Origin of the sequence: Paenibacillus sp. FSL R10-2748 (genome assembly GCF_038005565.1) — a bacterium.
In the GTDB taxonomy this organism is placed as follows: domain Bacteria; phylum Bacillota; class Bacilli; order Paenibacillales; family Paenibacillaceae; genus Paenibacillus; species Paenibacillus polymyxa_B.
Genome location: NZ_JBBOTK010000003.1, coordinates 436,171 through 461,584 on the forward strand (window position 1 = coordinate 436,171; position 25,414 = coordinate 461,584).

Below are 25,414 nucleotides of genomic sequence, written 5' to 3' on the forward strand. Positions count from 1 at the left end.
TTTCCGCCGGATGGAGACATTCGGCGGTTTGTATATGATTCCATGAAGAAACTGACATTAGGTGTGACGGTTGACTTTATCCGGATATATACACTACAATCGGTAGTGTGAGGTGCTTCTTATGAAACGACTGAATTTTAAAGCTGGCGAAACCGGGCTTAACCGATTTTTCGGACCTCTGGAAGCCAAAATTATGGATATTTTATGGTCCACTTCGGATCGGAGTATCAAAGAAGTGCAGACCGCGTTGGAGGGGGATCGGGACTTTAACTTCAATACGGTAATGACCGTGATGAACCGTTTAGTGGAAAAGGGAATACTGAGTAAGAGTATACGTGGGAGAACGTCTTTATATCGTCCAGTATTAAGCAGGGATGAGTTCATGGATGAGCAATCCAAGGGACTGAGTCACGAATTGGTTGATGAATTTGGTCCGCTTGCTGTCAATCATATGATTGATGCTCTGGAGGTGGCCGATCCGAAGTTGATCGAACGTCTGGAACAAAAAATTAAACAATGGAAAAAGGATATGTAGACGATGTGGAAAACACGTTCTAAATTACTGTTTACAGCAGGCGCCTTGATTTCGGGTTTCGCCCTTATACAGATGGGTATGTACGCCGGGCAGCATGTTTTCGGCTGGAAATTGAATTATAACGTGTTTCAAATATGCAGAAGCTTGTTGCAGCACTACGGAATCGGCTACATGGTGGATGCGCTCAGCGGGCTGGTTCTCGTTACCTTCACTATCGCCGGAGGAGAAGCAGTCAGACAGTGTATGGCTACCAGGGCAGCTTTTCGCAGACTGCACCGAATGCGTGACCTGCCGCTGACTGAGGCACTGGGTGAGCGATATCGTGAACTCGGGACCGATCGGATATGGGTCATTGATTATGCCAAGCCAGCCGCCTTCACCATGGGATTATGGAAGCCACGTATTGTATTGTCCTCTGCACTATTGTCCGTACTGGACAAGCACGAGGAAGAAGCGGTCATATACCATGAAGCCTATCATATGAAACATTATGATCCGTTGAAGACCTGGTTGCTGCAAGTGTGTGCTAAACAGCTATTTTACTTGCCGGTGCTGCGTCACATTACCAATCATTATAAGACGGCCCGTGAAATTTTGGCTGATAACGAAGCGATTCATCGAGCTGGTTCACCAGTTGGGATTGGGAGCGCATTGCTCAAGCTTCTGAGTATGACGCCTGCCAATACTCGCCTGGTAAACTCCGCCGCTTGTTCCTCGTTTGCAGAAACGTCCATTAATTATCGTATCTCACGTATTTTAGACCCTCAGCAAGAACCTGTCATTCAAATGCCTTGGCGTTCGATTATGTTTTCCAGCTATGTGCTAGTGATGCTGACACTTATGTTCGCACTGGCGCTAATCTAGTTGGGTAAGATGTTTCCTACGGGTGGCGCTTTTCGCGCTCCCGATTCTCGATGTGCAATACACTACACTATGTAGTTTGTTACAGGATTTTTATACAACTTAAAAGGAGATGAGCAAATGAATCAAACGCTTATGAATATTGGATTGTTGTTGGTACGAATCTTTACAGGGGTTATTTTTATCGTTCACGGTGCACAAAAGTTTCAGGGATTAGACGGAACCTCTGGTTTCTTCCAAAGCATCGGACTCCCTGGTTGGATGGCTCCTGTGGTCGCCACGGTTGAGCTGGTTGGGGGTATTGCACTGGTTCTGGGTATCGGAACACGACTGGCTGGAGCGGCATTGACCATCGTTATGATCGGTGTATTGCTAACTGCTAAAAAAGGACAGCCTTTTGGCTCGATTGAATTTGATCTGCTGATTCTGTTCACCAGCCTTCAGCAAGCGCTCGTCGGTGGACGTTTTCTGGCAGTGGATCAGTTATTTGGCCGTAAAAAGGCTGAAAACAGTAACGTACAGGTCTAAATGTTCATATAACCGCGTCCTTAGTCTCATAGGGCGCGGTTTTTGTTTTTCTCCTTTGTGAAATTTTATTGTAAATCATTTGTTACTTTCAACCGATATAACTAACACTGAATGTAATTCAAATATATCGTTTTATGAGCAAAGGGGAAAAAACATGGGAACAACGCGAAAGAGAAAAACTATATGGACACTCAGGAACAAGCTAAGTTTAGGCTTTTTGCTTGTTTTGCTGATTCCGAGCTTAAGTATTTCCATTGCGACCTATAAATCATCATATAATGCTATGGAAAAACAGCTCTACAGCAGTGCAAATCAGGGTGTAGCGACGGCTAACTCGATTATTGAATACGCAATCGCCAGTAAAATTAAAGATGCGAAGTATTTGGCGGAGCGTCTGGACGCCTCAATGATAGATGGTCGAAACAGCCCATTGATTCAGCCCAAACTGATTCAATACAAGGGCTTGCACGAAGATGCGACGGATATTTTTGTTGGAACACCGGACGGGCTGATGATTCGGGGGGTGCCCAAGGAGGACGAAGGGACATTTGATCCTCGCACACGGCCATGGTACATCGAAGCGATGAAGCAACCCGGTAAGGTAGCGATCACCCCTGTTATCATCAATTCATCGGGTATTCCTGTTGTGGTGGTATCTCAGACGCTTTCCGACCAGTCCGGGGTTATCGGGATTTCTCTAAATCTGGAAAGTGTACGCAAACTGGCCTCCATCAAAGTCGGCCAGGAGGGGTATATCATCATTTTGGATCATACGAAAAAATTTGTAGTCCACCCTACGGCTAAGCCGGGTACATCTCTTGATGCAAGCTTTATAAATGATATGTATGCTGCGCAGAGCGGGCAGTATACATATGTGTATGAAGGCCAAGAGAAGTACCTGAACTATGTAACGAATAAAGATACCGGCTGGAAAATAGCAGGTACCTTCTATCAATCCGAGATTAGTGATGCCACCGCTGCCATACGTTATGTAACCATTTTTGTGTTGGCTGCCTCATTGGTGATTGCGCTTATCGCGATTTTCCTGATCACCCGTTCTGTTCTGGTACCGATTCGTAAGCTGCAAAAATCAGCAGAACGAATCAGTGAAGGAGATTTGACGGGCGATTTGGAAACTGGAAAAACGGATGAGGTAGGCGAATTGTCTTCTCACTTCCAAACTATGGTCGATAGTTTGCGCACGATGATTCGAAGCGTACACGAAACGACAGATCGGGTAAGTTCTTCAGCGGAGGAGCTGGCTGCGGGTGCAGATCAGACGACCCAAGCGATTGAGCATGTCACCATTGCTATCCAGGAAGTAGCTGTGGGCAGCGAACGTCAGGTGCAGAGCGTCAAGCACGGCTCTGTACATATGGAGGAGCTTGCTCAGCAAGCAGCGAACGTATCCGAGCGTATGCTGGGCGTATCTGAACATGTGAAGATGAACGCCGAGTCGGCTCAGGAGGGTAGCAAGGCTGCTACGCAGGCTGTACAGAAGATGCATGACATCGACGAGACCGTTAACGATCTCGGACAGGCCATGGACTCCCTCAATGAGCGCTCCGGTGAAATCGTGAATATTATCAGCGTTATATCCGGTATCGCTAAACAGACCAATCTGTTAGCTCTGAATGCGTCCATTGAGGCCGCACGCGCTGGGGATCATGGTAAGGGATTTGCCGTGGTCGCTACGGAGGTGCGTAAGCTAGCTGAGGAATCCGCCAAATCGGCTACCTTGATCTCGGAGCGCATTGAAGCGATGCAGGTGGATATGAATCATGCTCTGGGTGCTATGCATCAAGCGCGGACACGGGTGACGGAAGGCATTGATTCGGTAACCACGTCTGAGCAATCCTTTGCGGAAATCAGCCAAGCCGTGGAACGAGCTATGGAGCATATCAATGACATTACCGGAGTGACTCAGGAAATGGCACGGGGGACTGTAGGTGTCGTAGATATTATGAGCGATATTTCCCACATTTCGGACGAGGCAGCGAGCAACACCGAGTCGATCTCAGCGGCAGCTGAGCAACAGCTCGCTTCTATTGAGGAAATTGCTTCATCTACAGCGGACCTGAGCCAAATGGCAGAGGAATTGCGCGAACTGGTTGGACGTTTTCAGGTTGAAGGAAAATCTTAAAATGAGGATTTCGCAAAATCCTGAAATGATAAAAAGCGCCCGGATACAGGAGATTGTACTCTGTATCCAGGCGCTTTTTTAATGTTTTTAGCAAATTTTTGGTTTGCAGGGTTAGAAGTTAACGTTGGAAGGACTTGCGGCGATCCAGACGGAAACGGACATCCCGTGAGCTGTCGGAAGGACGCAGCGAACTTCTCTGAAACATATTGTTCAGAATCAGTGCGAAAATGACTAACACTGTACCATATAGTTCAAAACGGCTAATAGCATAACCTTGGAAGTACATGAGTACCAGCGTGGTAATCGGTACAAAGTTAATAAATAGAATTCCGTTCAGTGGAGACAGCTTTCGGATTCCGGCATTCCAGCTAAGCAGGGCGGCTAGCCCTGGAAGCAGGATCATAAAGCTCATTTCGTATTTAACTGACCACACAGCCTGCCAGTCCGGTACCACAATCCAGTTGAACGCAGAGGCAAATGTGACGACTACGAAGGAGACGAGAGTTCCGAGCAGGCAGGTTAGAGTTGAATACCGAAGAGTAGACCATCCTGCAAAATGGCTGCCTCCCATGGAATATACGACCCATCCGACGACGCCTACGAAAATAAGCAGCAGCGGCAGTAAATGTTGTCCGGCAAGCGTGAAAAAGGTCCATTTTCCGTTCGTGATCACTAGTAAAGCCCCAGCCAGCGCAATCACCATGCTGATTAGTGTATATTTCGGAGGCATTTTACGGGTCATGATCCACACCATCGCAATGGAAATCATCGGCATTAGAACTTCCATTATAGAGGCTACGAGAGTACCTGCTGCCCCCATCGCGTGCTGCCCCTGGAAAACGGCCATATTATAAATGGTGAATCCCATGGTCCCGAAGAATAACAACGTCTTACCCTTGCCCTCAAAGCGAAATGCAGTCCGTCCCTCTTTGAGCCACAATAGCACGACTAAAATGAGTGTAACCGATAAATAGCGCAAAAATGAAAAGTACAGTGGATTGATATGTTGTAATGCAATGTGCGAAACCGGAAACATCGCCCCCCAGGACATACTGGCGATTAGGCATAATAAAGATCCGGTCATGATTTGTCTGTTCATGGTGTACAAAAGCTCCTCCTTGCCGGTCTCAGCGGACATATCTTATGGACACATCATAAAGGATAGGAAGCTGTTGGTAAAATGATTGAAAATAAACATTATGATCATTTAAAATGATAATAAGTGACAAGGCGCGTCAATTTTGATGGCCCATTGTCCTTCACAATAAGGGGGAGCAGTAGTGGATCTGAACGATTTAAACATTTTCCAGACGGTGGCTGCGCATGGCAGTGTCAGCAAGGCTGCAGCCGAGCTTAGCTATGTCCAGTCCAATGTAACGGCCAGAATCAAGCTGCTCGAAAAGGAACTGCAAACGCCTTTATTTAATAGACATAAGCGGGGAATGATCCTCAATGCCGAGGGCAAGCGTCTGCTGCAATATACGAAAAGCATTTTATCGCAATTCGAGGAAATGAAACATGCGTTTCAGAATACCTCTGCACCTTCGGGGGTGCTGGAGATTGGCATTGTGGAGACTGTCATTGCCCTCCCGGCCATTTTACATGCTTACTATAGCAAGTACCCGGATGTCGAGTTGTCCCTCAAGGCCGGGGTTACAAAGTCTCTGGTGCAGGAGGTTGCAGAAATGCGGCTGGATGGAGCTTTTGTGACCGGGCCGGTGAAGCATCCGCTGATTGAACAGTTTGATGTATTTCAGGAAAAGCTGGTCCTCGTATCCCAAGGAGATGACTTTTCTGTTGAGGATCTTACAACCCGTCCACTCCTGCTGTATAAAAAAGGTTGCGGCTACCGGGGACGGCTGGAAACCTGGCTCAAGATGGAGGGGATTATTCCCAAGCAGATTATGGAGTTTGGGACATTTGAGACAATTATCGGCAGTGTGGCGGCTGGTATTGGAATGACCGTTTTTCCCGAATCTTCGATCAGCGGGCTGGTGGCTCAAGGCCTTGTCTGCGGTCATGCGATGCCTGAGCCGTACAATGAAGTAACAACGGTGTTTATCCGGCGTAAGGAAGCCTTTGTTACCAGTACTTTGCAGTCTTTTATAGACGAGATTATCACTCAGACAGAGGCGTAGCTTTATTGCTTGGGCTCGGGTACAATGAGAGGGATTTGATCTCATTTTTCTTCCTGAAGGAGGGCTATTATGTTTACAATATATCCGGCGGCTTCCCGATTCAGCTTCGATAAGGGCTGGCTGCGGGGGAGTCACAGCTTTTCATTCGCGGAGTATCAGGATGAGAACAATACAGAGTTTGGTCCTATGCGTGTCTGTAATGACGATGTCATCACACCGGGACGGGGCTTTGGGGCGCATCCGCACAGTGATATGGAGATTGTTTCGATTGTGCTGTATGGGGAATTGCGTCATGAAGACAACCGTGGACATGTAGCGGTGACCCGTTTTGGAGGCATTCAGCGAATGTCAGCTGGCCACGGCATCATTCATACGGAGCACAACGCTTCACAAATGGAGGATGTCAGTCTACTGCAATTGTGGTTTAGCCCGCATACGAAAGGCCTGAAACCGTCATATGAGGCTACAGCGTTCAATCCTGAGCGTCTTCACGGTCAGCTTCTGCCTGTCGTTGCCGGAAAGCGCGTACCAGGCACAGAGGGTGAAATAGCTGCAATCAATCAGGATTTAACGATTTATTTAAGCAAGCTTCAGCCTGGAGAGCAAGTAGAATTCACACAGGCCGAGGGTCGGCGCGTGTTCCTATTCGTCATCGAAGGCTCGCTGCGTGTGAACGGTGAACATATTCTGCAAGGACGCGATTCCGCTCGTATTGAGCAGGAGCCGAAGCTCTCACTGAAAGCAGAAGATTCTGTTTTTTATATGTTGATTGATTTGCCCTAAAAGGAGGTGCGCACAATGGCGCAGCAGGAAACATGGCTGATCAAGCATGCCGTCACGGGACGTAGCTTTGCTGACAGCCGCAAGCAGGTTTTCGATTGCCATTTGGAATCGGCGGACGGCGTGTTTCGCTTTACGCTTCAAGGACTGCCGCATGAGACGGCGGAGGCGATTGTGCGTTATAGCGGGGAGTTGAACGTATTTCGTTTTGTAACGCCGGTAGACGATGGACCCGTGGTGAAGCATTGGTATTACGTCACCCCGGAAAGCGTGGAATATCATGATCAGACAGATGAGCTTACGTTCAAAGCTAGTTCTGAGATTGAATACCATCCCGAGGAGTATTGGGGAGATTAATCATTCCTTTATCATAAATTTTCAGATTTATAATGGATTTTCGAAGGCCCTGCATCATTGCAGGGCCTTTTTGTTATCTGTTCAACATGTTGAGTTCATTGGATACATAATCCTTTGCAGGCTGGTACATCCTATATGTCATATTATCTGTTCGGCTCATTCGTAAAGGGGGAATAACGATGAAGAAAGGGCGCTTTCCCAAGTTGCCGAAGCCACCGTGGAGCCGGCGAGCGATTCCAGCCGCAGACCGCAAGACACGAAATTTCAATGTGCCTAAAGGACTGCCTGAGTCTTCATGGCTGGAACAGCCGCTGCGTAGCAGTGTGGAAGACAATTTGATTGCTTTGCGTGATATTTTCAAGGATTGCTCTGATATCGTCTATCGAGAGCTCATGATTTCCCCTGAACGCAAAGGGTTATTGGCTTATTTTGAAGGTACGGTAAAATCGGAGGATTTGCAGGACCATATTCTGCGGCCTGTCATTCTGGGCATGATGCTCAAGGACCCTGAAGTGAACGGCAAATTGGAGCCGCTGGATGAAACTCGTATCTCCATGTCCCAGACCAAAACGATGGACGAATGGAAGATGGTATCGGCAGCGATACTGGACGGCAATGCCGCCTTGTTTGTAGATGGCACGCCTCGTGCGTATATTTTTAGCGCCAAGGGGGGTGTCCGCCGTGGAGTGGAGGAACCGCAGACCGAATCGGTTATTCGTGGACCGCGTGAAGGATTCACAGAGACACTTCGCGTCAATACGGCACTGTTACGTTTCAAATTGAAAACCTCCAAGCTCAAGATGTACAGCATGACCATCGGAACAGAAACTCAAACGAGCGTCGTCCTTACTTATATTGAAGGGATCATAGATCCAAAACTGGTGGAGGATGTTAAAAAAAGGCTTAGCGATATTAAAATTGATGGTGTTCTGGAGACTGGATATATTGAGGAACTGATTGAGGATCACCCGTTTTCGCCGTTTCCGCAAATGGAATACACTGAACGCCCGGATACCGTCACTGCGCAATTATTGGAAGGACGTTTTGCTATTTTTGTAGACGGAACGCCCTTTGCCCTGATTGGGCCAGTCACGATGTGGCAGATGATGCAAGCGAGCGAAGACTATTACGAGCGCTTTTTTATCAGTAATATGGTGCGCTGGATTCGTTTTCTTTTTCTCATATTGGCTCTCTTTCTGCCTGCATTATATGTAGCGGTGACGACCTATCATCATGATATGCTGCCGACGACGCTTATTTTGAGTATTGCGGCAGCGCGTGAGTCTATCCCTTTCCCCGCTTTGGTGGAAGCACTAATGATGGAAATTTCCTTTGAAGCGTTACGAGAAGCGGGGATTCGTCTCCCCAAAACGGTCGGTCAGGCTGTCAGTATCCTTGGAGCGCTCGTCATCGGTCAGGCCTCTGTACAAGCAGGGATTGTATCGGCCCCGATGGTCATTATTGTGTCGCTCACAGGTATTGCGTCGTTTACCATCCCGCGTTTTAACTTTGCCATCACGGTTCGTCTGCTACGATTTCCAATTATGCTGATGGCGGGATTATTCGGATTGTTTGGGATCATTATTGCGACAACGCTGATTGCTACGCATCTAACCAAGCTAACATCGTTTGGTGTTCCTTATATGAGCGGATATAGCCCATACAAACATATGGATCAAAAGGATATCGTCGTTCGTGCGCCTTGGTGGAAAATGACTAAACGTCCTTCCTGGATTGGTAAAGACAACAACAAACGAGCGAAGGAAAAGATGAATGGATCGCCTACAACCGAGGAGGGATGGTGATGAAGCCCAAATCCGATGCACAACAAATACGTAAAGCGGCTGTGCTCTGTTGTCTGCTGCTTTGTTCTGTTCTTTTGGGAGGATGCTGGGATCGCCGTGAAGTGAACGATGTGGCCTTTGTGATGGGCACGGGTCTGGATAAAGAAGGCGATCAATACCGGGTAACGATGCAAATCGCTTTACCCGGACAACTTGGATCTTCGGGCAGTACAGGAGGAGGGGGAGGTACAAGTGGTACGAAATCCTACTACCTGGAGTCCAAAACAGGCCCAAGCTTCCGGGGAGCAAGCACCGAGGAACAGCGTGCGGTTTCGCGAACGCTGAATTACTCCCATCGACGGGTGCTGCTGTTCGGTGAGACGCTGGCGCGGGAAGGGATTAACAAAATGATGGATGTACTGGCGCGTATTCCGCAAAACCGTCTGTCTTCCCTGGTTGTTATTACGAAGGGATCAGCGATGGAAGTGCTTCAGGCAGATGCCCCGATTGAGCAATATCCGGCAGAAATGGTGCGTGAGCTCAACTATTCCTATATGAAAAAACCTCGTTCTGTTAAGCTGCTGATAAATTCCGTCCTGCTGGATGGTATTGACCCGGTGGTGCCGGTGATGTCTCTGGTGAAGAATGGCCCCTCTAATCTTAAAGACAAGAAGACAAATATTCAGGTCGATGGGCTAGCTGTATTTCGGAAAGACAGGTTAACAGGGATTATAGATAACCACCTCAGTCGATTCCTGCTTTTGGGTATGGAGCAAGCCAAGGAGACAGAAATATTTATCCACCCTCCCAAAGGTAGAGGCTACATATCTGTACACCTCATCGAAAATAATGTCCATATCAAGCCATATATTCGTGGGAACGATATTCGCATGACCGTTCATATGAACTGTAACGGGAATGTGAAGGAAAATGAGACGGATTTCGATATTTCCAACGAGGAAAATTTGAAGTGGCTGGAACAGCAGACAGCCGAGGAAATTAAGAGGGAGCTGGGAGAGGGTGTCAAGGTGATCCAGCAAAAATATCACTCAGACGTACTTGGTTTGGGCCGGGCTATTATTACGAGTCATCCGGATGAATGGGAACGGATTAAACCTCAATGGGATCAACTGTATCCCAAGGTGGAGGTCACTATAGATCCGGTCGTGCATATTGAAAATATCGGTGCGGTCACCAAACCATTCGGGGTCAAAAAGGAGCAAATCCAGAATGAATAAAGTATTTCTATTACCTTTATTGCTGGCTATGCTCTTCATGTATCTGATTGACCGCAAAAGTATTAGGGATGCGCCTGCCGTCAATCGCTGGATCTCACGCGTATTGTATGTCATTAGCATTGGTGTCTGGATTTACGGAACATCAACGAAGAGCACTGTTTATGTGGCTACATGGCTGGCCCGTTTTATTGACATGTGGCTCCCCCCTACGTTGTAAATCGTGTAATGGATGCCTGCGGGCAAAAGGAGGATGTACCTGCATGAGACAGTTCACAACCAGACAAATCGTGCTGCTTGGTGTATTGATGGAGGTCGCTATTACCCTTATACATGCTCCGGCGCAGGCAGCAGATTACGCGAATCAACATGCCTACTGGACATGTGTAATTGCAGCTATCGTGCTATGCTTGCCGATTTGGGCCATGTTGAGACTCAAGCGGCGTTTTCCTGATCAGGACCTGATGCAGGCCATGGTGAGCTCTCACCCTGTGCTAGGACGTATGCTGCTTGCAGTCTACCTTATTTTATTTCTGATCATTTTTGCACGGGATTTGAGAGTTATCACGGATTTGGTGGAGGTTGTACTTTTGCCGCTGACTCCGATTGTTGTCGTATCTCTTATTTTGCTTTTGACTCTGGCGTTTATGGCCAAAGGCGGAATAAGCACCATCGTGAATATGACCGAGATTTTTGTACCTTTGTTGATTCTGACGCTGCTGACCATGCCGCTTTTTTTCGGGCGTAATATGGATTTTTCGGTACTGAGACCCTATTTACATCCGGAAGTAGATGGAGTGATCAAGGGCAGCTGGCGCATGCTGGGATATATGGCCGATATCATGATGGTTCCCTTTGTGATTTCTGGGAAGAGCTATAATGGGCGTAGTGCGTGGTATGGGCATTTGCTCGGAACCGCATTTCTGACCATGCTGATGTTGCTGTCGGAGTTGGTTATTGGTGTTCCTATCTTGTCCCGGCTATTTTATCCATCCTATGAACTAGTGCGTCAATTGCAGCTAACGGACTTTCTGGATCGGTTCGACTTGTTCGTGGCAGCACTGACTGTACCGACCTTTCTTACGAAGATTGGGGTTGACCTGTACGTTACCAGTTTGGCAGTAAAGCGTATGTTTGCCCATGCATGGGGAAGTCTGATGGTTTGGCCCGTAGGTTTGTTGGGTTACGTCTGTTCGTTTATGCTGTTCTCCAACATCGTGCAAATTTATGATTTCAGCCGGGAGTGGACCGCGGTGATGATCATTTTTTTTGTTATCATGCCCTTGTTGCTATGGATGTTGCTCCGACCCAAATCTAAAGGGAGAGGCGGAGATGATAAGGCATCTAACGGAGAGCGGGATAGCAGTAGTCAGAAAGAAAGCCAGCATGGAGGCAGAACAGGACACGACCACTTATAAGATTACTGTATTTATCGGAAAAGTAATTCTTATTTGTCTTTTACCCCTCTGATTGTATACTTGGTAGAAAGAAATACGACTTCTACAAGGGAGGCAACAGAATGGCACAACGCATGGCAGGTAAGAGAGTCGCTCTTGCTGGTCCCCGTAAAGCAGAAGAAATGGCGCTGCTAGTTGTGAAGATGGGGGGTGAGCCAGTACAGCGCCCGGCCCAGGGCACCGTTTTTTTGGATGATATCGAGCTGCGCAACGCTGTTGTATCGTGGGTGAAGCACCCTCCGGACTGGTACATCTTCACGACAGGTATGGGGCTGGATGCCTTGTTCGATATGGCAGAGGATATGGGCGTGGCCGAGCAGATTATGGAGTTGCTGCAATCCTCCAACATTGCAGCGCGGGGCTACAAGACGGTCAATGGACTCAAAAAGCGTGGCTTTACGCCAGCAGTACGAGACGAGGACGGAAGTTTGATCGGATTGACAGGAGCTTTCGCCCCATACGATCTGAAGGGGAAGGAAGTACTGTTGCAACTGCATGGCGATCCAGCTCCACGGTTGGTAAAGTGGCTGGACGAGCAGGGGGCAGTGACCCGCCAGGTACTTCCTTATAAGCATATCCCACCTGAGGAAGCAAAATTGCAGGCGTTACTGGAGGATGTTATCCATCGTAATGTTGATGCTGTTACGTTTACAAGTGGTCCGCAAATCCGATTTTTGGCCCAATATGCCAGAGAGCAAAATCGAATCGAGGAGTTACTGGAAGCTTTTCGTGAGGATGTGATTGCTGTATCCGTAGGGAAGGTGACTGCACAGTCCATTGTGGAAGAAGGGATTGACCGAGTCGTGTTTCCAACCGAAGAGCGCATGGGCGCGATGATGGTGGAGCTGGGTAAATATTTTGAACATAACGATTCGGTGCATGGCTGTGGTCTGAAGATCGTGAATGGTCATTGAAATGAGATAGAAATTATAAATGCAGTATGCTAAAAAATGAACTTATATTTTGGGATACAGAGTAAAATAAAGATAAGGGCCTACGAGGTCTTTATCTTTTTTTGTTGGACATGCATCGACAAAGATTTTTGTTATAGCGAAAATGTTTATCTAATATAATGAATAAGTTTCGATGCATGATACTTAGGACAGGAGCTGAGACGTTAATGAATTCTATTTGCGTATTTGCCGGGTCCAGACCTGGACATTCATCGGTATATGTTGAGGCTGCAGGCAAGCTGGGGGAAGCCATGGCTCGCCATCATATCCGTCTGATCTATGGTGGCTCTAGCAGGGGGCTGATGGGAGAGGTGGCGGATGGAATGCTGGCGGGTGACGGTCAGGTCACTGGCATTATGCCCACCCTATTATTTGATGCAGAGATCATTCATCGGGGAGTTACCGAATTTATTGAGGTAGCAAGCATGCATGAGCGTAAAGCGGCAATGAGCGAGATGGCCGATGCGTTTATCGCTCTTCCGGGTGGCTTGGGAACCTTCGAGGAGCTATTCGAGGTATTGTGCTGGGCGCAAATCGGGATTCATCGCAAGCCCATTGGGCTGTTGAATGTGAATGGATATTTTGACCCGTTAGTAGAAATGGTGCGTCATAGCGTGCAAGAAGGGTTTACCGGGGCCGAGCACCCAGCGTTATTAAGTATCTCTGCGGACCCGGACGAATTGCTACATATGTTAAAAAATAAAGCAGAGAACTTGAAATAAAGCGTTTTTCGTGCTTGCACAACTGATTGAGGCAAGGTTATGATAAGACCCATAATCAAATAGCGGACAGACAAGGTGCCTTTGCGGTTGAGCAAAGGGTAACAGGGAATCGGGTGCAAATCCCGAGCGGTCCCGCCACTGTAAGGAAGAGGATTTTTTAAAATGGTCACTCGTGAAAAACGGGGAAGACGAAAGAATCCGTTGATGCCAAGCCAGGAGACCTACCTTGATCTGTATGCACCGTTAACCTTCGCGGAGAGGATGGGTGTACGAAATCAGGAAATCAGGCACACGTTGCTTTTTCCATGTTGGCTAGAGGTTTGCGTGGATTTGAACGTGCAGCAGCGTTTGAAGCGTAAACAGTCAGATGGAAAACAACGGCAGGCTGGAGGAAGACAAATAGTGTCTTCTTACGCTGTTTGTTCGTCTGATGAGAGATGCGTACATAGAAACCCCATCCGGGCAGGATGGGGTTTTTTCGAGTTACACGATGTGCATAAATCATTGAAATAGATAGCATAGCTGCCCTGAAAAGGATGAATAGGAGGAGCACGATGAGCCCATTAGGAAAATTGCTGGTGATTGGATTTGGACCAGGAGATATGGAACATATCACAAAACGGGCGCTGGATGCGCTGGCCGAAAGTGAGGTCATTATCGGCTACAATACCTACGTTGATTTGATCCGTCCGTTGTTGAACGGACAGGAGATTGTACGCACAGGAATGACAGAGGAAGTGAGCCGTGCACAGGAGGCGGTTCGCCAAGCAGAGATGGGCAAGAAGGTAGCTGTCATTTCCAGTGGAGATGCGGGAGTCTATGGTATGGCAGGGCTGGTGTATGAGGTGCTGATGCAAAAAGGCTGGCGACGCGAGGACGGGGTTGAGGTAGAAGTCGTACCGGGGATCTCGGCTATTCAGTCCTGTGCATCACTGTTGGGGGCGCCAGTTATGCATGATGCGTGCACGATCAGTCTGAGTGATCATCTGACCCCATGGGAAACGATTGTGAAGCGCGTAGAAGCAGCGGCTTCGGCCGATTTTGTGATTGCATTATACAACCCGCGCAGTGGTCGGCGTACCCGCCAGATTGTGGAGACGCAGTCCATTTTGCTGCGTTACCGCGATCCGCAAACTCCAGTCGGGTTGGTGAAAAGTGCTTATCGTGAACGTCAGCAAGTTATTGTAACGACGCTGGAAGATATGCTGAACCATGACATTGGGATGCTGACGACTGTAATCATCGGCAATTCCTCGACGACAGTGTATGACGGCTTGATCGTGACTCCGCGCGGATATCAGCGCAAATACACATTAGATGCGACCGAGCAGGCACTCAAGCCGCACCAGCGTCTCCGCACGGAAGCGGAGCCGTGGTCGCTGGGCGCACAAGAGGATACACCGCAGGCAAGCGCAGCCCCGACTACGCCCGCTGGACCCTCCGCGAGCGGCGCTGCGGTTGCGACGCAGGCACGCCCGCAAGCGATGGCTGCCGTGCAGGCAACGAATGCTGTGCAAACCGGCGCAGCCCCGGCATCGCTGGCGGCAGAGGCACTAAGCCGCCTCGCTGTCGGCGGCAAGCTGCCTGGCGCAGCCAACGCTCGCTGGAGCGGGCAAGCGCCTACCGCCGAGAGCACCGCCGGAACGTCAGCGGTGGCCGGAGCGGGGGCTACGGCTGGAATGGCGACAGGCGGCTTTGGCAAGCCTGCGCTGTTTGAGGTGGGCGTTTCCCCGGGTGTGGGAAACAAGAAGTTCACCGCTCGTCAGATGGCGCTGCTCGCCGAGGTAGCGGGTGATGACGGCGAGCTGGAATACACGCCAGATCATCAGATCGTGCTGCGCGTGCCGTGTGCAGACCCCGAGGAACTGGTCGGACGGCTGCGGGATGAACGATTCATTGTCATGCCGATTGGCGATGTGTTTAAGGTGAAGGCGTGCGACTTCTGTAATATGGAGAAGGATGACGCTGTACCTGTGGCTGAGCATCTACAGGTTGTACTTGGCGGATTACAGGCACCCAAGGAAACGAGTATTGCATTGAACGGATGCGGTATGGCTTGCTATGGAGCGGTGCTGGAGGATATCGGAATCGTCTATCGCAAGGGAGGATACGATCTCTTCCTCGGCGGCAAAAAATTCGGCCGCAATGCTCATGCTGCTCAGCCTGTAGCGGAAGGAATTCCGGGTGATCAGATTACTGATATCGTGGAGAACGTCATTGCTGAATATAAGGAAAAAGGGCATCCGAATGAGCGTTTTCATAAATTTTTTAAACGTGTAGGTGTCGTTGCGGGTTTCCGGCATGAAGATGCACCAGCAACGGTAGAAGTGAATGCGGTTTGTGGTGATTAATGGAATGAAGGCCTGATGAACTGGATACAAGCATATATATAAAATAGGGCGTCATGCAGGTTATCCCTATTAAAGAGGAGGAAAAAACAGCAGTGGATGCAATATTGTTGGTTGGACATGGAAGTCGGGACCCGGAGGGGAACCAGGAGCTGCTGGAATTTGCACAGGCAGTGGCAGACCGGGTACCGGATATGTGCGTGGAAACCTGTTTCTTGGAGTTGGCACGTCCCAGCATTGCTGAAGGGATGCAAACATGTGTGGAGAAAGGGGCGACGCGTGTCGTTCTTATTCCGATTATCTTGTTCGCAGCGGTACATGCCAAAATTGATATTCCGATGGCTATTGACCGGGCAAAAGCAAAATATCCGCAGGTGGAATTTGTATACGGACGCCCGATTGGCGTTCACGAGAAAATCGTCAGCATTCTGCAAAGCCGCTTGAAAGAGGCCCGTCCGGTTGCGATTCCAGCGGGAATGAATAGCGCTGTAGAGGCATTTCCCGAGGTATCCGACGAAGAAACGGCGGTACTTGTGTTAGGACGCGGAAGTAGCGATCCAGATGCGAACAGTGACTTTTTCAAAATCACCCGTATGCTGTGGGAGCAGCTTTCTTATACGTGGGTAGAGAGCAGCTTTATCGGTGTGACGCAGCCTTCTTTTCCCGATGGATTGGAGCGTTGTGTACGATTGGGGGCCAAAAAGATTATCGTGCTTCCCTATTTTCTGTTCACGGGTGTGCTGATTAAGCGCATCGGAGAAATGACCCAGGAATTTGCCGAGGCTCACCCTACATTACAAGTGGAGATGGGCGGATATTTTGGTTTCCATCCCCAATTGATTGAACTGGTGCTGGAGCGAGCTAAGGAAGGCTTGTTTGGCAAGGTTACGGCCAATTGTGATAACTGCCAGTTCCGTCTGGAGGCGCAGGAGCACCACCATCATCACCACGATCACCATCACGATCATGATCACCATCATGAGCATGAGCACGACCATGAACATCATCATCATGCACATGAGCACGATCATCATGATCACCATACACACAGCCACGATCACACTCATGAGCATGTCCATGCTCACAGCCATGATGACCATGATCACCATCACGAGCATTCACATACGCCATCTGTAGTGAACGGAAGCGGGCAGGTGAAGGGCTCATGATATTCATGCTATGCGGAACGAGCGACGCTCGGGAATTGGCGCTGCAAATCCGTGACAATGGCTTCAACGTATTGACCTCGGTCGTAACCGAAAGCGCGGCAGCCAGCTTGTCCGAAGTGGGACTAGACGTACGTACAGGCCGAATGACAGCCGATGAAATGGCTGCAATGATTCGGGAGCAGGGAATACTGGCCGTCGTTGATGCCAGTCATCCTTTTGCAGAAGAAGCACATGCGAATGCGATGACAGCCGCTCGCGTATCCGGAGTTCCTTATATTCGCTACGAGCGAACGGGACTGGTATATGACAATCATCCGTTGCTCCACATCGTGTCTTCCTATGAAGAGGCCGCATTAGAAGCGAAGCAACTCAAAGGCTCTGTAATGCTTACGACAGGCAGTAAGACGCTCGGCACGTTCACCAAGCATTTACTCGGAGACCCGGAGATTCGTCTGGTTGCACGCATGCTGCCGCGCTTGGACAATATGGAGAAATGCAGCGAACTGGGCATGGAGCAAAAGAATATTATTGCCATGCAGGGACCCTTTTCCCGCGAGATGAATGAAGCATTGTACAAGCACTATGGCACGACCGTGATGGTCACCAAGGAAAGCGGACGCACGGGAGCAGTGGATGAAAAGGTTCAATCTGCATTGGAGCTGGGGATTCACGTACTTTTGATTTCCAGGCCGGAAGTGGAATTTGGCACAGTATTTGATCATTTCGACGGAGTCATCGACGCACTGCGTATAGACAAAGAGGAGTCTGTGCTTTAAGACATAAGCCTATGAAGTTGGTCGGTCCAGTCAATCCGATGAATTCAGAACGATTTCTGGCGTGTATTTAAAATATAGTCATCTTAAAATGTGCAGTTTTTGTGTAGAGGTGTTTGTAACTCCTTAACATGAATGTCATTTTCCCTATATAAGACGAACTTGAAAAATGAACATAAAACGGAGTAGTCGGAATGGTGCTGTACAAGCGTAGCGGTCGCTTTTGTCCCCGGATTTCTACGCTGATCATAGGTTTTATTCAAGGAATCCGGGGGCGGTGGCGATGGGAAGCACCATCCGACTGCGTAGTGGAACAATAGGTAACTTTAATGTTCTAAGCTAATTTAATTTTCTGATTTTCCATAAGGGAGTGGTCGATACGATGGATTTTAAAACAGATTTCAAACCGCTAACGGTACAGCCGCAGGAGATTGAAGGCAAAAGCTTCGAGATGATCACAGAAGAACTGGGAGAGCATCCTTTTACAGCAGAGCAATATCCCGTTGTACAGCGTGTCATTCATGCATCTGCTGATTTTGAGCTGGGCCGCAGCATGGTGTTTCATCCAAAAGCGATTGAAGCCGGGGTTGCAGCTATTCGCGCAGGACAGCAGGTAGTGGCGGATGTGCAAATGATTCAAGCTGGGCTGAGCAAGGATCGTATCCGTCAATTTGGTGGGGATGTGCATGTGTACATATCTGACCCTGACGTCATGGAAGAAGCGAAAAGGCTGAATACGACACGCGCCATTATTTCGATGCGCAAAGCGATTCAGGCGGGCGAAGGCGGTATCTATGCCATTGGTAATGCACCGACAGCGTTGTTGGAGTTAATTCGTCTGGTGAAAGAAGGAGCCGCTAAGCCCGGACTGGTAATTGGCATGCCCGTAGGCTTCGTCTCGGCGGCAGAATCCAAGGACGAGCTGCGCAAGCTGGATATTCCGTTCATTACGAATATTGGACGCAAGGGCGGCAGTACAATTGTCGTAGCAGCATTGAATGCGATCTCCTTAATGGCTGTCCGCTAGATGCGGTTGTCCGTTTGCTGTATCATGAAATGAATTGGAACATGATCAGCAGAAGAGGTTAAGGAGGAATTGGCATGGAAAAGGAAGCGGCGTCCGTCGACAGGCCCAAACGGATGAAAAGCGGTGAAGCTCCCGCACCGGACAAGCCAATGCGGTCAGGCTTTACGACTGGAGCTTGTGCGGCTGCAGTGGCCAAAGGAGCGGTACAACTACTTATCACGGGCATTCCGCCGAAGGAAGCAGTGATATCGCTGCCCGCGGGCTTTGATCATGCGTTTGAGCTGATTGAGCCTGTGTTGGACGCGGACGAAGCTTCCTGCACGACGATCAAGGACGGTGGCGATGACCCAGATGCCACGCATCAGGCGAGAATTAGCGCCTCTGTTAGCTGGCGCGAGGAGCCGGGCATTGAGTTGGACGGTGGCATCGGCGTGGGGCGGGTAACGAAGCCCGGTCTGCCTGTGCCTGTCGGGGAAGCAGCGATTAATCCGGTGCCGCGCCGGATGATTACGGAGGCTGTGACAGGCGTGCTTGAAGAGCACGGATCGGCCAAAGGTGTCCGTGTCGTCATCAGCGTACCGGACGGTGAAGAAATTGCCAAGAAAACGTTGAACGGGCGACTTGGCATTCTTGGCGGTATTTCCATACTAGGCACGCGTGGTGTGGTCGTTCCGTTTTCTACGTCAGCTTATAAAGCCAGTGTCGTGCAGGCCATATCGGTTGCGCAAGCGATGAACTGCCAGGAAATAGTCCTGACCACAGGTGGCAGCAGTGAAAAATATGCCATGCAAATGTACGATCAGCTGACGGAAGAGGCCTTTATTCAGATGGGGGATTTTGTCGGATTTGCCATTAAGCACGGGAAACGGCTGGGAATGAAAAAGATTATTCTCGTCGGTATGCCCGGCAAGCTGTCGAAGGTAGCTCAAGGTGTCATGATGGTTCACTCCAAGAGCGCTCCGGTGGACTTTGGCTTTTTGGCTGAGGTCGCGCGTGAAGCAGGTGTGGACGAGTCGCTTGCAGCGGCAGTGGCAGAGGCGAATACAGCTACGCAGGTGGCAGATATGATGACCGAAGCGAATGCGCTGAGCTTTTTTGAAAAGCTGTGTACCTATGGATGTCAGCATTGTCTGGACCATGCAGGTGGTGGAATTGTCGTGGAAATGGTACTGGTAACGATGAAAGGGAACGTGCTAGGGAGGGCGAGAGTCGGTGAGTAGAGTGATTCGTGTCATTGGTATCGGTGAAAATGGAGCGGCAGGTCTGTCGCAGGAGACGCTGGAGCACATTGAGCGTGCCGACCTGCTGGTTGGTGGAGAACGCCAGCTAGCCTTTTTCAAGGCATTCGCAGGGGGAAAACGAACATTAAAGAGCGGCTTATCTGCCGTGGTAGAAGAATTGGGACGGTTGCGCAAGGACAAGGATATTGTCGTGCTTGCGTCAGGCGATCCGCTTTTTTTTGGAATTGCAGGTTATTTGTCTGCCAAGCTGGGGGCTGAACATCTGGATATTTTGCCGCATCTCAGCTCGGTTCAGCTGGCGTTTGCGCGTCTCGGTGAAAGCTGGCAGGATGCGGTGCTGGAAAGCGTACACGGCCGTCCGATGACCGGATTGGCGCAGCGGATCGACGGACAGAACAAGGTCGCGCTGCTGACGGATGACCGAAATCATCCCGCCACAGTCGCTGCCTATTTGCTGCATTATGGCATGACGGAATATGATGCCTTTGTCGGCGAGCATTTGGGCGGACCGGATGAGGCGTATCAGCATTATACGCTGGAAGAGATGGCGCAGAGAACGTTCCAACCATTGAATGTGGTTATTTTACGCCACCGTAAGGGAGAAGACGTGCCTGCAATTCGTCGGGGATTTGGCTTCGAGGATGCGGAATTTCACCAGCGCAAGCCGGAAAAAGGGCTGATCACGAAGCGTGAAGTACGCGTATTCAGCTTGTCCGAGCTGCGTCTGACCGAACGAAGCATCGTATGGGATATCGGCGCAGGCTCCGGCTCTGTAGCGGTGGAATGTGCGCGGCTGGCCAGGTATGGGCAAGTATTTGCCATTGAGAAGAATGAAGGCGATCTGGCTAATGTCGAAGCAAACAAAATCAAATTCCGTACCGATTTCCCGGTCATTCATGCCAAAGCGCCTGCCGGATTGGAAGATCTGCCAGACCCGGATGCGGTGTTTATCGGTGGGAGCGGGGGAGAATTGGCTGAGCTGATTCGTCTGTGTGCTTCCCGTCTACGTAAGGATGGACGAATTGTAGTGAATGCTGCAACGATTGAGACGTTGCATGACGGTATGAAGGCGATGCAAGCAGCAGGACTCGATACTTCGGTGACGTTACTGCAAACAGCGCGTAGCAAGCCGATTTTGAATATGACTCGTTTTGATGGACTCAATCCGATATATGTTATTACAGGACAGCCGGTGGTGGACGTGGCTGATGAAGTAGCAGGGGAGTAAGCTGGTAATTCAAGAGGGGGAGAGAGACAGCATGAATACAGCGGCAACAGGAACACTTTACGGCGTAGGCGTGGGGCCGGGTGATCCCGAGCTGATTACAGTCAAGGCGTATCGCATGATTCAGGAATGTGCAGTTGTGGCTTATCCGAAGAAACGCCGGGGAGGTAAGTCGTATGCTCACGAGATCGTGGAGTTGTACGTCAACCCGGAGGAAAAGGAGATGCTGGGACTCATTTTTCCAATGACCAAGGACCCGGTTGTACTGGAGCGTGAATGGAACAAAACGGTGGTTGCTTGCTGGGAGGCACTGAGTCAAGGCAAGGATGTAGCCTTTGTCACAGAGGGAGACCCTAATCTGTACAGTACCTTTATTCATTTGGCACGGCTCATGAAGGATCTCCATCCTGAGGTGCCGATTGTATCTATTCCGGGCATTTCGTCTGTGTTGGGGGCGGCGGCAGCGCTGGAATTGCCTTTGGCAGACGGAGATCAGCAGGTCGGTATTATTCCGGCTACGGATGATCGGGAAGCGATGAAGCGGGCGATTGAGAATCACGATACGGTCGTGTTTATCAAGGTTGCCAAGGTGCTGGATTTGATTTTGGATGTGCTGGATGAACTCCATCTTGGGGACCGTGCTTCTGTCATTACCAAGGTCACTTCTCCTTATGAAATGGTATGGCGCAACGCACGTGAGCTGCGCGGACAGGAACTTGAATATTTGAGTTTAATGGTGGTGAGCAAATGACGTTGGAGCCAAAAGTATATATCGTAGGAGCAGGTCCCGGCGACCCGGAGCTGATTACTGTCAAAGGCTCCCGGATTCTACGCACGGCCGATGTGGTATTGTACACGGATTCACTCGTGAACGACGAGTTGATTGCCACGGCCAAACCAGAGGCGCAGGTACTGCAAAGCTCAGGCATGGATCTGGAGCGGCAGGTCGAGATCATGAGCGAGGCTGTGCAGGCTGGACGCAGCGTAGCTCGCGTACATACAGGCGATCCGGCAGTGTACGGAGCCATTTTGGAGCAGATGGTGTTGCTGAAGCAGCGCGGAGTAGCATACGAAATCGTGCCGGGCGTCAGCTCGGTCTTTGCTTCTGCGGCCGTGTTGGGTGCAGAGCTAACTGTGCCTGACCTGACGCAGACCGTCATTCTGACACGTGCCGAAGGCCGTACACCTGTACCAGATCGGGAAAAGTTGCGTGATTTGGCATCCCATCACTGCACAGTGGCCTTATTCCTCAGCGCAACGCTGGCGAAGAAGGTAGTCGTTGAGTTTCTGGCGGCAGGCTGGAGCGAGGACACACCTGTAGCGGTTGTACAGCGAGCGACCTGGCCGGATCAAAAGATCGTACGCACGACGCTTGCCCAATTGCCAGCTGATCTGCGTGCAGCAGGTATTACGATGCATGCCATGATTCTGGCAGGCTGGGCGCTGGACCCGGGACTGGTGGACAAGGACGCGCATCGTTCCAAGCTGTACGACAAGTCGTTCACCCATGGCTATCGGAAGGGAGTGAAGCCCAGTGAGTAATCCATTTGCCGCTGTGGCGATCACGAAGCATGGAGTGGAAATGGTCCGCAATTTGGGAGCCAGCTTTCCGGGCACGGATGTGTATTACATGTCCAAGTTTGAGCGTGGCGACGAGCAGGAGCGTGGCATTCAGTTGTTCGAAGGCTCGGTCAAGCTGATTTTGCCGGATTTATTTAAACAATATAACGGTATTATTTTGTTTATTTCTCTCGGTGCAGTAGTTCGTATGATTGCACCAATTTTGGTGGATAAAAAGGTAGACCCAGCGGTAGTTGTCATTGATGATCGCGGCGAGCATGTCATTAGCGTATTGTCTGGCCATTTGGGTGGCGCCAATGAATTGACCCGCCATGTAGCGACTGTACTAGGCGCACGTGCTGTAATCACGACTGCATCAGACGTGCAGGGCACGATTCCGGTGGACATGTTTGGTCGGGAATTGGGTTGGGTGGTCGATAGCTTCGACAAGGCCACTCCTGTGAGCGCCGCTGTTGTGAACGAGGAGCCTGTTGCGCTCATACAAGAGACAGGCGAACGGAACTGGTGGCGTTATGACAAGCCTGTACCTGGACATATCAAGGTATATGCTTCGACGGCAGAAGCATTACAAGAACCATTTAACGCCGCGTTGGTCGTGAGTGACCGTTTATTGGAGCCGGAGGAAGAGGAGCAGCTTCTTTCTAATGGCGTGCTGTACCGTCCGAAAAGCTTGGTGCTTGGCATCGGCTGCAACCGTGGGACTGCATTAGAGGAGCTGGAGGCGGGTGTGCTGGACACCTTGCAAGAACTGCGTTTGTCCGTGAAAAGCGTACGGAATATTGCCACTATTGATCTGAAAAAGGACGAAGAGGGCTTACTTGCTCTTTGCGCCAAATACGGTTGGGAACTGGTGACGTATACTCCGTCAGAGCTGAATACGGTGCAGCTTCCCAATCCATCGGAAACCGTCTTCAAATACACTGGCGCATATGGGGTCAGCGAACCTTCAGCCTTGTTGTCTTCTGGTGCAGACCATTGGCTGCTGGAGAAGAAAAAAAGCGGCAATATGACGTTGTCTGTAGCGCGGGTTTCCTATGACTGACGTCATGAAGCAGGCTGCTGTACAGTCTGATCCATCTGCCGCTACGCGCAGAAGCCGTATTGTTGTTGCTGGCACAGGCAGCGGCGCAGGCAAAACGACGGTTACCCTCGGGCTGATGAAGGCGTTCGCCGCCAGCGGCCTGCGAGTGCAGGGGTTTAAGTGCGGACCGGATTATATTGATCCGACCTATCATACTGCCGCGACCGGGACTTCTTCCCGTAATCTGGATTCATGGATGACCTCACCAGATACGGTGCGTGAAATCTTTATCCGTGCTTCCGAAGGCGCGGATATTTCCGTGATTGAAGGCGTCATGGGGCTGTATGACGGCAAGGACCCGCTCAGCAACACCGGCTCGACCGCTGAGATCGCCATGCTGACGGACAGCCCTGTATTGCTGGTGGTCGACGTGCGCAGTATGGCACGAAGCGCCGCCGCTATTGTGCTCGGCTTTCAGCGCTTGGAGCCCAAGCTGCGCATTGTGGGCGTAATTGTGAATCGCTGCGGTAGCCAAGGGCACTATGGCATCGTCAAAAAGGCGATTGAGCAGGAGTGCGGCATCCCCGTGCTCGGCTGGTTAAAGCGTGATGACGGGCTGGATATTCCCGAGCGTCATCTGGGATTAGTGCCTGCTGTGGAACGCGGCGAGCTGGAGCCGCTTTTCCAACGGGCGGCAGAGCTGATCCGCGTGGGTACGGATCTGGATGCACTGCGGGCATTGGCAGATTCGGCTCCGCCGTTGTCTCTGCCCGCACAACCGTTGTTTTCCCCGGATTGGCTTCCATCAGCAGGGCATGAAGCTGATACCGGGGAACGTCCCGTCATCGCCGTCGCCAGAGACGCGGCGTTCAATTTTTACTACCCGGAAAATATGGATTTGCTACGTCAGGCGGGAGCGGAGATTGTCTATTTCAGTCCTCTGGCGGGAGAACGCGTACCTGAGCAGGCAAGCGGCCTATACCTGGGCGGCGGTTTCCCCGAAGAGTTTGCCGCAGATATCGCTGCAAATACGGGCTTTTTGGAAGATATCCGCAACGCGGTGAGCCGGGATATGCCAGTATTCGCCGAATGCGGCGGTTATATGGTACTGGCACGGACACTTACGGATCGTATGGGTAATGCCCATCACATGGCCGGGGTTATTCCGTCGGACGTCCGCATGCAAGAGAAACGGGCCGCACTGGGATACCGGGAAGCAACCGCTTTGCAGGATTGCTTGCTGCTGGAGGCTGGAGAGACCATTCGGGGACATGAATTTCATTATTCTGTCATGCACTATGATGAATCATCCGTCCCCTACTCCTACGCCTATCAAACCAAGGGGATGCGTGGTCTCCAGAGCGAGGGCTATGCGAAAGGGAACCTTTTGGCAGCCTACACGCATGTTCATCTCGCTTCTCTTCCCAAAGCGGCAGCACGCTGGGTGGAACAATGCCAGGCTTACGGTCAATAGTTTTGCAAACGAGTCCACTACTTCATAAAAACGAAAAAAAGCCGATTCCCCTAAAGGGTCCG

Annotated in this window: 24 protein-coding genes and 1 riboswitch; of the genes, 23 read left to right on the forward strand and 1 reads right to left on the reverse strand. The window is 50.3% G+C overall.

Going from position 1 to position 25,414, the window contains the following annotated elements; all coding sequences use genetic code 11:
• The first annotated feature begins 121 nt into the window (after positions 1–121).
• The 4 genes from NSS66_RS11905 to NSS66_RS11920 all read left to right on the forward strand — a co-directional run bounded on the left by NSS66_RS11905 (position 122) and on the right by NSS66_RS11920 (position 4,067).
• Positions 122–535 carry a BlaI/MecI/CopY family transcriptional regulator gene (locus NSS66_RS11905; protein ID WP_023990807.1) on the forward strand — a complete coding sequence of 138 codons (414 nt, stop codon included), beginning with the start codon at positions 122–124 and terminating at the stop codon, positions 533–535.
• Between the two features lie 3 nt (positions 536–538).
• Positions 539–1,399 carry a M56 family metallopeptidase gene (locus tag NSS66_RS11910; RefSeq protein WP_028540752.1) on the forward strand — a complete coding sequence of 287 codons (861 nt, stop codon included), beginning with the start codon at positions 539–541 and terminating at the stop codon, positions 1,397–1,399.
• Positions 1,400–1,516: 117 nt separating this feature from the next.
• A complete protein-coding gene (locus tag NSS66_RS11915) occupies positions 1,517–1,924 on the forward strand; it encodes a DoxX family protein (RefSeq protein WP_028540751.1) in 408 nt (135 codons plus the stop codon).
• Positions 1,925–2,078: 154 nt separating this feature from the next.
• Positions 2,079–4,067: a methyl-accepting chemotaxis protein gene (locus NSS66_RS11920; RefSeq protein WP_023990804.1), complete on the forward strand. Its 1,989-nt coding sequence runs from the start codon at positions 2,079–2,081 to the stop codon at positions 4,065–4,067.
• Between the two features lie 118 nt (positions 4,068–4,185).
• On the opposite strand, the gene NSS66_RS11925 is transcribed toward NSS66_RS11920, so the two are convergent.
• Positions 4,186–5,166: a DMT family transporter gene (locus NSS66_RS11925; protein WP_226887718.1), complete on the reverse strand. Its 981-nt coding sequence runs from the start codon at positions 5,164–5,166 to the stop codon at positions 4,186–4,188.
• Between the two features lie 181 nt (positions 5,167–5,347).
• Here NSS66_RS11925 and NSS66_RS11930 point away from each other — a divergent pair, with 181 nt between their 5' ends.
• The 19 genes from NSS66_RS11930 (at position 5,348) to NSS66_RS12020 (ending at position 25,352) form a co-directional block, all read left to right on the forward strand.
• On the forward strand, positions 5,348–6,205 hold the full coding sequence (locus tag NSS66_RS11930; RefSeq protein WP_340958998.1) for a LysR family transcriptional regulator: 858 nt from the start codon (positions 5,348–5,350) through the stop codon (positions 6,203–6,205).
• A gap of 69 nt (positions 6,206–6,274) precedes the next feature.
• Complete coding sequence (locus NSS66_RS11935) at positions 6,275–6,988, forward strand: pirin family protein (RefSeq protein ID WP_075154878.1); 714 nt, start codon at positions 6,275–6,277, stop codon at positions 6,986–6,988.
• A gap of 15 nt (positions 6,989–7,003) precedes the next feature.
• Positions 7,004–7,342, forward strand: a complete 339-nt coding sequence (locus tag NSS66_RS11940; protein WP_028540747.1) for a hypothetical protein — start codon at positions 7,004–7,006, stop codon at positions 7,340–7,342.
• A 179-nt stretch (positions 7,343–7,521) separates the two neighbouring features.
• Positions 7,522–9,147, forward strand: coding sequence for a spore germination protein (locus NSS66_RS11945; RefSeq protein WP_023990799.1), 1,626 nt, complete (start codon positions 7,522–7,524; stop codon positions 9,145–9,147).
• Positions 9,147–10,364: a Ger(x)C family spore germination protein gene (locus NSS66_RS11950; RefSeq protein WP_028540746.1), complete on the forward strand. Its 1,218-nt coding sequence runs from the start codon at positions 9,147–9,149 to the stop codon at positions 10,362–10,364. Before NSS66_RS11945 ends, NSS66_RS11950 begins: the two co-directional genes overlap by 1 nt.
• Entirely contained in the window at positions 10,357–10,581 is a 225-nt protein-coding gene (locus NSS66_RS11955) for a hypothetical protein (RefSeq protein WP_023990797.1), read from the forward strand. Before NSS66_RS11950 ends, NSS66_RS11955 begins: the two co-directional genes overlap by 8 nt.
• Positions 10,582–10,624: 43 nt before the next feature.
• Positions 10,625–11,779 (forward strand): GerAB/ArcD/ProY family transporter, encoded by a 1,155-nt coding sequence (locus NSS66_RS11960; protein ID WP_023990796.1) that lies wholly within the window; start codon positions 10,625–10,627, stop codon positions 11,777–11,779.
• Positions 11,780–11,880: 101 nt separating this feature from the next.
• Positions 11,881–12,732, forward strand: coding sequence for a uroporphyrinogen-III synthase (locus NSS66_RS11965; protein WP_068938986.1), 852 nt, complete (start codon positions 11,881–11,883; stop codon positions 12,730–12,732).
• Positions 12,733–12,938: 206 nt separating this feature from the next.
• Positions 12,939–13,493 (forward strand): LOG family protein, encoded by a 555-nt coding sequence (locus NSS66_RS11970; RefSeq protein WP_023990794.1) that lies wholly within the window; start codon positions 12,939–12,941, stop codon positions 13,491–13,493.
• Between the two features lie 57 nt (positions 13,494–13,550).
• A riboswitch (cobalamin riboswitch) is annotated at positions 13,551–13,736 on the forward strand.
• Between the two features lie 311 nt (positions 13,737–14,047).
• The gene (gene cobJ, locus NSS66_RS11975; RefSeq protein WP_053326311.1) at positions 14,048–15,844 is read left to right on the forward strand and encodes a precorrin-3B C(17)-methyltransferase; all 1,797 of its coding nucleotides are present in this window, start codon (positions 14,048–14,050) and stop codon (positions 15,842–15,844) included.
• A 92-nt stretch (positions 15,845–15,936) separates the two neighbouring features.
• Positions 15,937–17,010, forward strand: a complete 1,074-nt coding sequence (locus tag NSS66_RS11980) for a sirohydrochlorin chelatase (RefSeq protein ID WP_279833572.1) — start codon at positions 15,937–15,939, stop codon at positions 17,008–17,010.
• On the forward strand, positions 17,007–17,786 hold the full coding sequence (gene cobK, locus NSS66_RS11985) for a precorrin-6A reductase (RefSeq protein ID WP_053326309.1): 780 nt from the start codon (positions 17,007–17,009) through the stop codon (positions 17,784–17,786). The genes NSS66_RS11980 and cobK overlap by 4 nt, the downstream gene beginning before the upstream one ends.
• 379 nt (positions 17,787–18,165) lie before the next feature.
• Entirely contained in the window at positions 18,166–18,810 is a 645-nt protein-coding gene (locus NSS66_RS11990) for a precorrin-8X methylmutase (protein WP_013312413.1), read from the forward strand.
• A gap of 74 nt (positions 18,811–18,884) precedes the next feature.
• The gene (locus tag NSS66_RS11995; RefSeq protein ID WP_023990789.1) at positions 18,885–20,030 is read left to right on the forward strand and encodes a cobalt-precorrin-5B (C(1))-methyltransferase; all 1,146 of its coding nucleotides are present in this window, start codon (positions 18,885–18,887) and stop codon (positions 20,028–20,030) included.
• The gene (cbiE, locus tag NSS66_RS12000; RefSeq protein ID WP_340958999.1) at positions 20,023–21,279 is read left to right on the forward strand and encodes a precorrin-6y C5,15-methyltransferase (decarboxylating) subunit CbiE; all 1,257 of its coding nucleotides are present in this window, start codon (positions 20,023–20,025) and stop codon (positions 21,277–21,279) included. Before NSS66_RS11995 ends, cbiE begins: the two co-directional genes overlap by 8 nt.
• Positions 21,280–21,310: 31 nt before the next feature.
• Positions 21,311–22,027 (forward strand): precorrin-2 C(20)-methyltransferase, encoded by a 717-nt coding sequence (gene cobI / locus NSS66_RS12005; protein ID WP_023990787.1) that lies wholly within the window; start codon positions 21,311–21,313, stop codon positions 22,025–22,027.
• Positions 22,024–22,818, forward strand: coding sequence for a precorrin-4 C(11)-methyltransferase (cobM, locus tag NSS66_RS12010; RefSeq protein WP_023990786.1), 795 nt, complete (start codon positions 22,024–22,026; stop codon positions 22,816–22,818). The genes cobI and cobM overlap by 4 nt, the downstream gene beginning before the upstream one ends.
• Complete coding sequence (locus NSS66_RS12015) at positions 22,811–23,899, forward strand: cobalt-precorrin 5A hydrolase (RefSeq protein ID WP_075154872.1); 1,089 nt, start codon at positions 22,811–22,813, stop codon at positions 23,897–23,899. The genes cobM and NSS66_RS12015 overlap by 8 nt, the downstream gene beginning before the upstream one ends.
• Positions 23,892–25,352 carry a cobyrinate a,c-diamide synthase gene (locus NSS66_RS12020; protein WP_068938977.1) on the forward strand — a complete coding sequence of 487 codons (1,461 nt, stop codon included), beginning with the start codon at positions 23,892–23,894 and terminating at the stop codon, positions 25,350–25,352. Before NSS66_RS12015 ends, NSS66_RS12020 begins: the two co-directional genes overlap by 8 nt.
• The last annotated feature ends 62 nt before the right edge of the window (positions 25,353–25,414 follow it).

Excerpts from the sequence above, each read along its gene's own strand:
- NSS66_RS11905 (WP_023990807.1), top strand. The coding sequence starts at position 122 with ATGAAACGACTGAATTTTAAAGCTGGCGAAACCGGGCTTAACCGATTT.
- NSS66_RS11910 (WP_028540752.1), top strand. The coding sequence starts at position 539 with ATGTGGAAAACACGTTCTAAATTACTGTTTACAGCAGGCGCCTTGATT.
- NSS66_RS11915 (WP_028540751.1), top strand. The coding sequence starts at position 1,517 with ATGAATCAAACGCTTATGAATATTGGATTGTTGTTGGTACGAATCTTT.
- NSS66_RS11920 (WP_023990804.1), top strand. The coding sequence starts at position 2,079 with ATGGGAACAACGCGAAAGAGAAAAACTATATGGACACTCAGGAACAAG.
- NSS66_RS11925 (WP_226887718.1), bottom strand. The coding sequence starts at position 5,166 with ATGAACAGACAAATCATGACCGGATCTTTATTATGCCTAATCGCCAGT.
- NSS66_RS11935 (WP_075154878.1), top strand. The coding sequence starts at position 6,275 with ATGTTTACAATATATCCGGCGGCTTCCCGATTCAGCTTCGATAAGGGC.
- NSS66_RS11940 (WP_028540747.1), top strand. The coding sequence starts at position 7,004 with ATGGCGCAGCAGGAAACATGGCTGATCAAGCATGCCGTCACGGGACGT.
- NSS66_RS11945 (WP_023990799.1), top strand. The coding sequence starts at position 7,522 with ATGAAGAAAGGGCGCTTTCCCAAGTTGCCGAAGCCACCGTGGAGCCGG.
- NSS66_RS11950 (WP_028540746.1), top strand. The coding sequence starts at position 9,147 with ATGAAGCCCAAATCCGATGCACAACAAATACGTAAAGCGGCTGTGCTC.
- NSS66_RS11955 (WP_023990797.1), top strand. The coding sequence starts at position 10,357 with ATGAATAAAGTATTTCTATTACCTTTATTGCTGGCTATGCTCTTCATG.
- NSS66_RS11960 (WP_023990796.1), top strand. The coding sequence starts at position 10,625 with ATGAGACAGTTCACAACCAGACAAATCGTGCTGCTTGGTGTATTGATG.
- NSS66_RS11965 (WP_068938986.1), top strand. The coding sequence starts at position 11,881 with ATGGCACAACGCATGGCAGGTAAGAGAGTCGCTCTTGCTGGTCCCCGT.
- NSS66_RS11970 (WP_023990794.1), top strand. The coding sequence starts at position 12,939 with ATGAATTCTATTTGCGTATTTGCCGGGTCCAGACCTGGACATTCATCG.
- cobJ (WP_053326311.1), top strand. The coding sequence starts at position 14,048 with ATGAGCCCATTAGGAAAATTGCTGGTGATTGGATTTGGACCAGGAGAT.
- cobK (WP_053326309.1), top strand. The coding sequence starts at position 17,007 with ATGATATTCATGCTATGCGGAACGAGCGACGCTCGGGAATTGGCGCTG.
- NSS66_RS11990 (WP_013312413.1), top strand. The coding sequence starts at position 18,166 with ATGGATTTTAAAACAGATTTCAAACCGCTAACGGTACAGCCGCAGGAG.
- NSS66_RS11995 (WP_023990789.1), top strand. The coding sequence starts at position 18,885 with ATGGAAAAGGAAGCGGCGTCCGTCGACAGGCCCAAACGGATGAAAAGC.
- cobI (WP_023990787.1), top strand. The coding sequence starts at position 21,311 with ATGAATACAGCGGCAACAGGAACACTTTACGGCGTAGGCGTGGGGCCG.
- cobM (WP_023990786.1), top strand. The coding sequence starts at position 22,024 with ATGACGTTGGAGCCAAAAGTATATATCGTAGGAGCAGGTCCCGGCGAC.
- NSS66_RS12020 (WP_068938977.1), top strand. The coding sequence starts at position 23,892 with ATGACTGACGTCATGAAGCAGGCTGCTGTACAGTCTGATCCATCTGCC.